The organism is Flavobacterium sp., from assembly GCF_049240005.1.
Classification (GTDB): Bacteria; Bacteroidota; Bacteroidia; order Flavobacteriales; family Flavobacteriaceae; genus Flavobacterium.
Genome location: NZ_JBMLTK010000124.1, coordinates 26,997 through 38,026 on the forward strand (window position 1 = coordinate 26,997; position 11,030 = coordinate 38,026).

Annotated in this window: 11 protein-coding genes and 1 pseudogene; 9 read left to right on the forward strand and 3 right to left on the reverse strand. The window is 38.3% G+C overall.

Translation table 11 applies throughout. From position 1 onward, the window contains the following. Window positions 1-384 precede the first annotated feature (384 nt). The 3 genes from ACOVQQ_RS12420 to ACOVQQ_RS12430 all read left to right on the forward strand — a co-directional run bounded on the left by ACOVQQ_RS12420 (window position 385) and on the right by ACOVQQ_RS12430 (window position 3,671). Window positions 385-2,616 carry a M1 family metallopeptidase gene (locus ACOVQQ_RS12420; protein ID WP_421818477.1) on the forward strand — a complete coding sequence of 744 codons (2,232 nt, stop codon included), beginning with the start codon at window positions 385-387 and terminating at the stop codon, window positions 2,614-2,616. Between the two features lie 294 nt (window positions 2,617-2,910). Further along, the gene (locus ACOVQQ_RS12425; RefSeq protein WP_421818478.1) at window positions 2,911-3,447 is read left to right on the forward strand and encodes a DUF2975 domain-containing protein; all 537 of its coding nucleotides are present in this window, start codon (window positions 2,911-2,913) and stop codon (window positions 3,445-3,447) included. A 2-nt stretch (window positions 3,448-3,449) separates the two neighbouring features. Next, on the forward strand, window positions 3,450-3,671 hold the full coding sequence (locus ACOVQQ_RS12430; RefSeq protein WP_094487447.1) for a helix-turn-helix domain-containing protein: 222 nt from the start codon (window positions 3,450-3,452) through the stop codon (window positions 3,669-3,671). Window positions 3,672-3,679: 8 nt separating this feature from the next. On the opposite strand, the gene ACOVQQ_RS12435 is transcribed toward ACOVQQ_RS12430, so the two are convergent. Continuing rightward, on the reverse strand, window positions 3,680-4,969 hold the full coding sequence (locus ACOVQQ_RS12435; protein ID WP_421818479.1) for an erythromycin esterase family protein: 1,290 nt from the start codon (window positions 4,967-4,969) through the stop codon (window positions 3,680-3,682). Between the two features lie 75 nt (window positions 4,970-5,044). On the opposite strand from ACOVQQ_RS12435, the gene ACOVQQ_RS12440 reads away from it, so the two are divergent. The 4 genes from ACOVQQ_RS12440 (at window position 5,045) to ACOVQQ_RS12455 (ending at window position 8,336) form a co-directional block, all read left to right on the forward strand. Further along, entirely contained in the window at window positions 5,045-5,566 is a 522-nt protein-coding gene (locus ACOVQQ_RS12440) for a hypothetical protein (RefSeq protein WP_421818480.1), read from the forward strand. A 244-nt stretch (window positions 5,567-5,810) separates the two neighbouring features. After that, a complete protein-coding gene (locus ACOVQQ_RS12445) occupies window positions 5,811-5,951 on the forward strand; it encodes a hypothetical protein (protein WP_421818481.1) in 141 nt (46 codons plus the stop codon). A 29-nt stretch (window positions 5,952-5,980) separates the two neighbouring features. After that, the gene (gene dndC, locus ACOVQQ_RS12450) at window positions 5,981-7,309 is read left to right on the forward strand and encodes a DNA phosphorothioation system sulfurtransferase DndC (protein WP_421818482.1); all 1,329 of its coding nucleotides are present in this window, start codon (window positions 5,981-5,983) and stop codon (window positions 7,307-7,309) included. Between the two features lies 1 nt (window position 7,310). Beyond that, window positions 7,311-8,336 carry an AAA family ATPase gene (locus ACOVQQ_RS12455; RefSeq protein WP_421818483.1) on the forward strand — a complete coding sequence of 342 codons (1,026 nt, stop codon included), beginning with the start codon at window positions 7,311-7,313 and terminating at the stop codon, window positions 8,334-8,336. 7 nt (window positions 8,337-8,343) lie between these two features. Here the strand turns inward: ACOVQQ_RS12455 and ACOVQQ_RS12460 are convergent, their stop codons facing one another. Continuing rightward, the gene (locus tag ACOVQQ_RS12460; protein ID WP_421818484.1) at window positions 8,344-9,225 is read right to left on the reverse strand and encodes an IS982 family transposase; all 882 of its coding nucleotides are present in this window, start codon (window positions 9,223-9,225) and stop codon (window positions 8,344-8,346) included. A 390-nt stretch (window positions 9,226-9,615) separates the two neighbouring features. Here ACOVQQ_RS12460 and ACOVQQ_RS12465 point away from each other — a divergent pair, with 390 nt between their 5' ends. Together ACOVQQ_RS12465 and ACOVQQ_RS12470 are read left to right on the forward strand one after the other, a co-directional pair. Then, window positions 9,616-9,795: a four-helix bundle copper-binding protein gene (locus tag ACOVQQ_RS12465; protein ID WP_421818486.1), complete on the forward strand. Its 180-nt coding sequence runs from the start codon at window positions 9,616-9,618 to the stop codon at window positions 9,793-9,795. A gap of 35 nt (window positions 9,796-9,830) precedes the next feature. Then, on the forward strand, window positions 9,831-10,448 hold the full coding sequence (locus ACOVQQ_RS12470) for a DUF305 domain-containing protein (RefSeq protein ID WP_223053826.1): 618 nt from the start codon (window positions 9,831-9,833) through the stop codon (window positions 10,446-10,448). A 74-nt stretch (window positions 10,449-10,522) separates the two neighbouring features. Here ACOVQQ_RS12470 and ACOVQQ_RS12475 read toward each other — a convergent pair. Then, a pseudogene (locus tag ACOVQQ_RS12475) lies at window positions 10,523-10,951 on the reverse strand (DNA polymerase III subunit alpha); the annotation flags it as partial. Window positions 10,952-11,030 lie beyond the last annotated feature (79 nt).

Sequence of the window (11,030 nt, forward strand, 5' to 3'; positions counted from 1 at the left end):
ACGTATGTCTGCAACAAATATATTAATCTGTTTCAGAATGCCTCTTCTTTTTTCAAACTTAATTCCCAAATTCCGAGCAAGATTTTAAAATCAATTCAATCGTTTGATTTATTGCGTATTATGGAAAATCATGTGCATTTTATGCTACAATTTCCTTAGGAAACCGATATTTCCAATCTTGAAATTCAAACGTTAGTTATCAACATGGGGCAGTTCTCGAATCGACTTCTTTTCTTGTAAAATGGCAGAGAATTGGATTGTTTAGCCTGTAAAATAGCAAGTGCGTTACCGACTATTGCATGTTCAAAAAAAGTAGTGAATTTTCTTTCGAAGGAAAGTGCTGTGCAATCTTGAAATTACTTTCTTTGTAAAAATCTAATTGATATGACATTAAGGTATTATGTGCTCTTAGCTTGTGTGCTTTTCTTTCAACTCCAGGCGCAAGAAAAAGAGGAATCGGTTTACAACTACAACGAAACGTTTGGTCCGGGATTTTACACAGATCATCCGTCGGGAACGAGAAGTACTTCGGGAGCTCCAGGTTATGCGTATTGGCAAAATCGCGCCGACTATGATTTAAAAGTAGCACTCGACGATCAAAATCGCACGGTTTCTGGAACAGCAACCGTTAAATACACCAATAACAGTCCGGATAATTTGCCGTTTTTGTGGATGTATGTGGAACAAAATCTCTTCAAAGAAGATTCACGCGGAAATGCAGTAGTTCCTTTAAAAGGGAGTCGCAACGGATCTCGTGGTGAGAAGTTCGACGGCGGACACAAGATCAAATCCGTTAAAGTAGTATCGACAGTCGGTAAAACTACCACTGAAAAAGAAGTTCCTTTTCGTATTTACGATACGCGCATGCAAGTTGATTTACCCGCTGCATTGAAAGCAAAAGGCGGACAAGTTACGCTGAAAATTGAGTTTTCATTCGTAATTCCAAAACAAGGAAGCGATCGTCTGGGCATTTACGAAACACCAGCGGGTAACATTTTCCAAATCGCACAATGGTATCCGAAACTTTGTGTGTACGACGATATTTCAGGATGGAATACTTTACCGTATCTCGGTGCTGGCGAATTTTATTTGGAATACGGCGATTTTAACCTGAGCATTACTGCGCCAGCAAATCACATTGTAGTTTGTGGTGGTGCCTTGCAAAATCCTTCGGAGGTTTACACAGCCGAGCAGCAAAAACGATGGACAGCAGCTGCCGCGTCTGATAAAACGGTTTTGATACGCACAGCAGAAGAAGTTTCGAATGCAAATTCGCGACCTACAGGTAAAAGTACACTTACGTGGAAATATGTATTGAAGAATTCACGCGATATTGCTTGGGCGTCATCGGCTTCATTTGTTGTTGATGCTGCTCGAATCAATCTTCCAGGAGGGAAAAAATCAATGGCGATTTCGGCTTATCCAGCAGAAGTTAAAGATAACGACGGTTGGGGAAGATCAACCGAATACACCAAAGCGTCAATAGAGCATTACTCAGAGAAGTGGTTTCCATATCCGTATCCAGTAGCGGTAAATGTTGCGGGTGTCGTTGGCGGAATGGAATATCCGGCAATTGTTTTCTGTGAAGCGGAAGCGAAAAAAGCAGCTTTATGGGGCGTAACCGATCATGAATTTGGTCATATTTGGTTCCCGATGATCGTAGGAAGCAACGAGCGTATGTACGCTTGGCAAGACGAGGGTTTCAATACGTTTATCAATAGTTTAAGTACAGCTGCTTTTAATGGTGGCGAATACGATAATCCGAAACCAGATCGTCATGCCATTGCTGAAATACTTACAGGAAAAGACTTGGAGCCTGTAATGGTAGCGCCAGATAACTTACAAGAGCGCAACTTAGGTTTATTAGCCTACGAAAAGCCATCGACTGCACTCGAACTATTGCGCACACAGGTGCTTGGAGAAGAGCGCTTTGATAAAGCATTTAAAACATACATTGAGCGTTGGGCATACAAACATCCAACTCCGTACGATTTCTTCAGAACCATGGAAAACGTTGCCGGCGAAGACTTATCTTGGTTTTGGCGCGCTTGGTTCAAGAATAATTGGAAACTCGACCAAAAGATTGTAAAAATAAAATATCCGAAAAACGATCCTAAACAAGGTTCGATTATCACCATCGAAAACCTTCAGCAAATGGCTATGCCGGTTACGTGCAAAATTACGTACAAGTCGGGCGGATCGCTTACAGTGAAATTACCAGTAGATATCTGGCAACGCAATAAGGAGTGGACGTTCAAAGCAAATTCTACCGAGGAAATTGGAAACATCATGTTAGATCCCGACAAAGTTTTGCCAGACAGCAATCCGGCAAATAACCTTTGGAACTCGGTAACCGGTGAAATCGAAAAAGCACCAGACTTGGAGAAATTCCTCGGAACGTACAAAAGCGATAAAGCTCCCGTAACTTTAACCTTCACTAATGAAGACGATGAGCTAAACATCGAAGTAGTAGGTCAAGGGAAGTTCCCAATTCAATCGATAGGACCAAACAAGTATTCATTTCCGGAAGCTGGTTTAACCGTTGAGTTTTTAGAAGACGGAAAAACCGCGAACATCAGTGTTCAAGGACGCACAATTCCGTTCACAAAGCAGTAAGAACGTTTTATATACTTTTTAAAGCCTGAATTTAAGTTACAAACTTGAATTCAGGCTTTTTAGTTAGAAGTAAAATTCAAATGACAAGTCATAATAAATAGAAACAGCCCAATGCTAACAATCGCAAAAATTCAAGAAAGGAAACGGCAAGCGGTAACTCCAAAGCAAACGCATTTGAATGGTATTTCATTCTAATTGTTTTCTGTAAAACAATTTATTTTAATTTTTAAACAATTATTTTTTATTGATAAACAATAAATATATATCTTTGACCAAAATATTAAAATGATAATTATGACTTCTAAGAACAAATTCGTTTGGAACCTAATTCAGTTGGTTTGTTGGTTGATATTTGCGGGTTTGTGCGTTCAAGCGGGCACGCTCGTCTTTAATTATGTTTACAGCTTGTTCCGACCCATTGCGGCACACAATTTAGATTCAGGCTTAAATTTAGCAGCGCTGTACAACCAGAGTATAGCATTGTATTCGCTGTTGTTTTCATTTCTTATCGGTATTGCCGTATTAAAAGCCGTTACGTTTTACTACGTATTGCGCTTGTTTAAAGTATTAAAGTTGGTAAATCCGTTTACTGAGGAGATTTCTAAACTGCTTTTAAAAATCACGTATCAGGCGTCTTCCGTGGGCGCTCTTTGTTTCTTAGCGCAACGTTTTACGCAACAGCTAGCGCATCGCGGATTTGATTTGCAACTCGTAGGTCGATATTGGAACGACAGCGCAGCCTACCTAATGATGTCGGCTATACTTTTTGTCGTGGCCTTGATTTTTAGAAAAGGGATTGAATTACAGCAAGATAACGACCTAACCGTATAAATATGCCCATAATTGTAAACTTAGATGTAATGATGGCTAAACGAAAAATGTCGTTAAATGAGCTGTCTGAAAAAGTAGATATCACTCTTTCAAACCTATCTATCTTAAAAACAGGAAAAGCAAAAGCCGTCCGATTCAGTACGCTAGAATCCTTATGTGAAGCGCTCGATTGTCAACCCGCCGATCTACTCGAGTATCGTCCCGGCGAGGAAAAGAAAAGTTGAAACAGGTATTAGTCGATTACGTGATCTGAAACAGAAATGGTTTTGATGAAGATTATGGCATCATACATTTCGGAAAATTTCTTTTTGTACAAATTATCGCGCTTTGGGTTGTAGCCTGGTCCACCGAGAATTAATTGCTTTTTTATCGATTTAAAAAAACTAGTTTCTTTCTCGGATAAGTCGGTAAGGTCAAGAAAGTAATTGTCGTACTTTGCTTTGTTTAGTAATTCGGCGTATGTCCCAGAGGGCGATTCGGCAATAGTGAATTTTTTCCAGCCCGAATTATCTTTAGATTCAACGATATAACCTATAACGGTGCCCGAACCAAAGTCGAAACCCACGCTGTAGTAATCGTTTTTGTAAAACTTCCTAAGGTGATATCCCAAATTATAAATGGGACGATTTGTATAATTTGCAAAACCATCCGTATTTACATGATCGTTGTGGGCCCAGATAAATGCCTTTCCGTTCAAAGAAAAATTATCTACAATGTACCGCGTATTTTCAAACATGTTTAAATCGCGCACCTGACTGTAAGGTTTTTGCACGTAAAGCGTATACATTTTTAGGTAGTTCAACGCCCGTAAGATTGCTTTCAATGCCACTTGCTCAGTAGCAGTTCGATTTGTTAATTCGGATAGTAGTATTTTTTCAATTGCATCTAAATGAGGGATTTGTTCGTCAGCCCAATTGTTTCGTTTCGTGTAGTTTACAGTTTTGCCGACGCAAGAATCTACAACGGCAAGCAGATTTTCAGGAACGGCAATCTTATATTTTGCAACGGCTTCACGAATTTCAGTATTGATGTTCGAAACCACCTGAATATCCATTCCGTACACGCGTATTTGTTGGTCTGTAGGTTTTCCTTGGTTAAAATTGCGCATCCATTCGAGTAAGTCAACGACTTCCTGACAATACCACGGCGCCAAGGTAAATGAGTTGGCAATTTCTTTTTTAGTTGCCGAACCGCCGCTAAGCCAGTTGTTTATTGGTGCTTCAATCGGATAATTGTCTTCGAGAATAAAAACTCTAATACCTTGATTTTCTACAAGATATTTAAAAAATTTAGACTTCACATCAAAAAACTCTTTGCCGTGATGCGTGGCTTCTCCAAAACCAAAAATCTTTGCGTTTTGAAAGCGCAACGATGCGTTTTGCGAGAAATTCTGTAGCGGTTTGTCAGCCGAAACATCGGTTAACGGAACAGCATGCGCATCAATCCAGCGCAGGGTCTCGTTGGTTTGGGCACTGAGCCACTGCGTAATGAACAAATAAACGGCAACAAAAACTTTACGCATACAAAGGTATTTTTTGATTTAATGGATCGTTTGCTCCTTTTCACAAGCTACAGTCACCTGGATTAAAAACAACGAATGGTGCCAAAAGTAACCAGCTGCTACAAAATCGGTTTACTAATTTTTAAAATATTAACAACCAAATTAAAAGTAGTATTCGCTGCTAATGCCAAAAAGTGCTTCAGTTTTTTGGGCACATCCTGCCGCGAGAATAGAGTGGAAGTGCCTGTGCGCGGCAGGTCGGGTGCTATACCAATTAGACCTATAAAAAAGTCCAGTAAAAAAATGTTTTTAAGCCATAACTGCTTTAAAAAAATCTTCCGTAGCGCTGCTATGCAACATTTTTTTGCATTGTTCTGCCTCAAAAACAACCTTTTTTCCTTTGGCCTATTTTATAAATCTAATTGGTATTCCACTACAAGGCGCAACACGCAACGGCGTTTCAGCTTTGGTTTTGGCACAGCTTCTTTCAGTCGCTGCACCAAAACCAGCTTCAATGGCCGTTTCGCGTCACGGCTTTCCGTTGCAACCCCTTGTGCGAAAATGTGCGTAAAACGTATCGTTGCAAAAAATGCGTACCTTAGTAAAAAATACCTATAAGTAGGTAGTTTTGGGAGGAGGGAAGTGCGTAAATTAGCGAGGAACAAAAACGAGTAAATTTTAAAAGCTGTCGCAAAAGGTGAGCCGAGTATCTGATTTGATTTATCAAAAATGCGTGAAGATTCATTGATGTAACTTGATGTTATTGAATAATTTGCGGGTTTTTGGAGATTGAAAAGACGAGGAAGTTCGCCTGTATTTGGGTTAGCAACAAGCCTAAAAGACAACAACATAAAAAAATAATATGACAGAAACGAAAGAATATTTTTGCTGCAATATGAAAAAAGAAGAAAGCCAACGCTCAATGGGGCAGATTTGCTTGCCCATCACACGAGCCAATGCTTCGCGAGCAAAAGAGCCCGATTTTTTGCCAACGCTGGCGTAATACTAACTAATTTAGTCGCCTAGAAAATTATGGCAAAATTTATACAAAACATTATAAATGAAATAATTGACCAATACGTTTATGCGGACGAAACAAATAGACCGTGGATAATTGGTTTTAGCGGAGGAAAAGACTCAACCGTAATGTTACAGCTCGTCTGGAAAGCAATTTCACAAATCAAAGAGTTGACAGGAATTGTAAAACGTGATATTTATGTTATTTGTAATGACACAATGGTTGAAAATCCAGTTATTACTGAATATGTATATCGTGTGCTTGACAAAATAGAACAAGCAGCAGTTTTACAGGACATTCCAATAAGAGTAATTAAAACAATTCCTAGACTTGAAGATTCCTTTTGGGTTAACTTAATTGGACGTGGCTATCCAGCTCCGAATAACGCTTTCAGATGGTGTACAGAAAGACTGAAAATCAGACCAACATCAAGGTTTTTAATCGAACAAGTAAATGAGTTTGGAGAAGCAATTATTTTAATTGGAACACGGTCTGCCGAAAGTGCTCAACGTGCTAAATCAATGAAGAAACACGCTATAAAAGGAAAGCGTTTGACAAAGCACCCGACACAACCAAATACCTATATGTACGCTCCCATTCGTAGTTTAAGTTTAGAAGAAGTTTGGTATGTGATTAACAAAATGGAATCACCTTGGGGTTCTGACAATTCAGAACTTTTTCAAATTTATTCAGACGCAAGTGCAGATGACTATGAGTGTCCAACGGTTGTGACCAACAAAGAACACAAATCGTGCGGACAAAGCCGTTTTGGATGTTGGGTTTGTACAGTTGTTAAAGAAGATAAATCAATGTCCGCATTGATTGAAAATGGTTTAACTTGGTTAACACCGTTGCTGAAATTCCGAAATGAATTAGCTGCTGAACGAAACATAATTGAACACAGAATGCCGGAACGCAGAAATGGAACTGCTGCCGTAAATGGAATGGGGCCATATTATCCTTGGTATAGAGCAAAAGTGTTAGAAAGACTTTTTGAAACTCAAAAAGAAATTCAAAAAGAAAAACCACACATTGAATTGATAACAAACCAAGAATTAGTTGCCATTCAAACAATATGGTACAGAGATTTTATTTTTAATCAAAAGGTATCAGACCTTTATTGCAAAGCTTACAAAATCAATTTGGATATGAAAGACCAAAACGACAAACACGAAAAGGAATTAGAGTTGTTAAAAAAATCGTGTGAGGACAACCCCACCGATTTTGACTTAATTCAAGAATTATTAACGCTTCAAAAAAACAAATCGCTTTTGAACAGAAAAAGAGGATTAAAAGAGGATATAGAAAACCGAATTGAAGAGTATCTAAAGAAAGAGAATTAATATGTATATAAAGGAAATTGAGTTAAACAACTTCAGAATTTATAAAGGAGTTAACAAAATCAATTTATCGCCAGAAAAAGACAAGAATGTAATTGTAGTAAGTGGTAAAAATGGTTTTGGGAAAACTACTTTTTTAATGTCACTTGTTTGGTGTCTCTATGGTAAAAATATGCAAAATGTTGACGAACTTTATCAAAAAGAAATTGGTGATAAGGGAGGATATGGCAAGTATATTGGCAACAGTTTAAATAGGTTAGCAAAAGCTGAGGGAGAGACGAAATTTTCCGTTTCTGTAACATTTCAGGATGTAAGAATTCCAGAAATAACTTGCAACGAAATAAAAATTACCCGTTCCTATGATATTGTCACAAGTACAAGTGATAGGGTTGAAGTTCTTGTGGATGGTTTTCAAAATGAGTTAATTCAAGATTTAACTACCGACGGCAGACAAGATGGAGAAGAGATTTTTATTCGCGATTTTATTCTTCCTATTGAAATCGCTAAATTTTTCTTTTTTGATGCTGAAAAAATTGTTGCTCTTGCTGATCCACGTTCTGAATCTGACCAAAGGCGAATGTTAAGTAAAGCATACACAGAGGTATTAGGCATAAAAAAGTATGAGGATTTAAAAGACCAACTAGAATCTATTCAAGACGAATATAGAAAGAAATCAGCTAAACCTCAGGAGAAGTCTGAACTAAGCCAAATAATTGCCGACATTGATAAAACTCAAATTGAAATAGAAGAGATTGAGAAATCTATTCAGAAAATTAATGACGAAAAGCTAGAGAAAGTCAATGCTTCAAATGAAATACAGCGAAAATTGATTCAAGAGGGAAATCAAATGACGCTCGAGCAATTAAATAGGTTAAAAGACGAGGAAACTTCCTTGAACACAAAACTATCTCTCCTCCAAGATAACTTAAAAGATCTCTTCGATTTAATCCCTTTTGGATTAGCGGGTGAAACTTTAATGGAAGTGTCAACTCAATTAATAAATGAGAAAAATTATAGAACTAACCCGTAGTGCATTATTAAACGAGATTAATTTTTAAGTTGTTAATATTTCTGTTGAACACGAATTTATTGAGATATTGAATTGTTGTTAGTGTAGTAATCTTTGCTAAAATTCTAGTTTTAAAACCTTGGAAAGACTTTGCATAATTTCTTCTAATCATGAACTGGTCACATAATTGAGAAAATAAAGTTTCTATACGTTTTCTGTATTTTTTGAATTGATAAAACTGAGGTTTGTAATCTTTCTGATTTTTCCTTTTGGGCGTTTCCAATTCAATGTTTACTTCATTAAATAAGTCAAGTTGAATCGTTTGGGAAAGATATCCTTTATCTCCAAGTATAACACAATCTGAAAGTTGTGTTTTTATATCTTGTAAATAATGGATGTCATGAACAGAAGCCGGCGACAAATCAAAACTTTGAAAAACGCCATTAATGGTGCAAATAGCATGAAGTTTATAACCATAGAAATGTAAATTTTGCGAAGCACAAAATCCTTTGTTAGGAATTGCATAATCTGCTTCTTTACAAATCTTACTCCTAGAAGAACGAGCCATTTTACATACTTCTAAAGGCATACTATCTATTACAAAATAATTTTCAAACTCATTAAATTTTTCAGCCATTTTTATTCTTAATTTTTCAATGTATGGAAACAATTTTCGCTTTCTTCTATTGTAAACACTTCGTTCGATTTTAGTCTCAATTTCCCAACCTTTGATTTCTCTAAAAAGTTGATGCTCTGAGTCGATTGATTTAAACTCTGCCAAAATAGTTAAGCTAATTAATTCTAAATCAGATAGGTTTGGTTTAATAGGTTTGAAGTAAAAGTTTTCTGCGTCTGAAATTTTACTTAATTCTTTGAAAATTAATTTGTAACTTGCTTCGAGGTTGCTCATAATTGTATTTGATTGATAGTCAATACAATATACTAATTTTTAGTGTTTTGGGCAACTTTTTTTATAATGCACTACGGGTTTACTTAATTCTTTGAAAATTAATTTGTAACTTGCTTCGAGGTTGCTCATAATTGTATTTGATTGATAGTCAATACAATATACTAATTTTTAGTGTTTTGGGCAACTTTTTTTATAATGCACTACGGGTTAAATTATATAACTATGTCACACAAAAAATTTGAAGAATGCATAAGAGCCTGTCTGGCCTGTGCCATTGCGTGCAACCATTGCGCGAGCGAGTGTCTGGGTGAAGAAGAGGTAAAACATCTTGCCAAATGCATCAGGCTCGACCTTGAGTGCGCAGCAATATGCAGGGCAGCGGCTGAGCTTATGAGCCTGGGCAGCAGCTACAGTGTTGACCTTTGCCGACTTTGTGCCCAAATATGCAATGCCTGCGCCGAGGAATGCGACAGGCATGCAGCAATGGGGATGGATCACTGCAGGGAATGCGCCGATGCGTGCAGGGAATGTGCCGAGGCATGCAACACGATGATTAGCGAAAACAATTAAATTTTAAATTATTAACAACAAAAAAACAACAGATTATGAAGAAACCAATTTTATTATTTACGGCAGCAGCCTTTTCATTGATGGTATCGTGCTCGGATGATGATTCGGCCAGTGGGGTACAGTTGCAAAATCATGATGACAATGAGATGATGATGGTCATGCATTCTATGATGGATGAGATGTCGTCCATGGAGATGACGCATGACCCGGACGTGGACTTTGCAGCCATGATGATTATGCATCACCAGGGCGCCATCGCGATGGCTAACCTTGAGATTGAAAAAGGGAAAAATGCGGAAATGAAGGCAATGGCCCAAGCGATCATCACGGCACAGCAGCAGGAAATACAGGAACTTCAGGGAATTCTTGCAGCTTTGCCTGTTGACGGTATGGATATGGATTTCATGGAAGAGCAAATGATGGGGATGGATAAAATGGATGCCATGGCCGACCAGCAAATGATAACAGGAGATATTGACAATGATTTTGCCAGCCTGATGATCATCCACCACCAAGCGGCAATCGACAGCGCTTCATCTTACCTGCATCATGGCAGCAACGGTGAGCTGTCCGCTATGGCCAATGCAATTATCGAGATGCAGTCCGAAGAAATCATAACTTTTAGCAACTGGCTTGCAGAAAACAAAAGGTAATAATCCTTTTGCTGAGAGAAGCCCCTGCGATTGCAGGGGCTTTGTTGTATATGGTAAAGCCAAAAGCATTTGCACTAAAGGTTTTCAGCCGACACCATTTTATGTCTTGGCAGCACGATTTCCTGCTCCTGCGGATAGGGAGCACGCTGGGTCATCGATACATCCTCACGCAGCTTTTGCTGCGTACGCGAGCTTTCAGCATCGCTTTCCCTGTAGCGAGGGTCAGGGATGAAAGGCATTTTTTCCATCTTTGAGATTGTGATGGTTGGAAAATGGTAATCTACTTCGACCGTGCCTAAAAGGAGATAGCAGCCACCTCCTTTGAAAGGATATCCTTTGAGGCTACCCGTGAAATGCGCCGTGTCGAAAAATTCCCCGTTGGCATCTATCCAGGTGCCAAAATACATAGCGCCCATTTTGGTGGGCACATGCTTGCGCGATACCAGATAAGCAAGCATTTTCACCTGTTTTTTGTGATGATGGACCAAATCGCGTGCCATCACATCCCTGTAAGCTTCCCATTAAACCGAACTGTTTAAAAGTAGAAAAATAGTATTAATTTTAAACAGTAATTATGAGAAA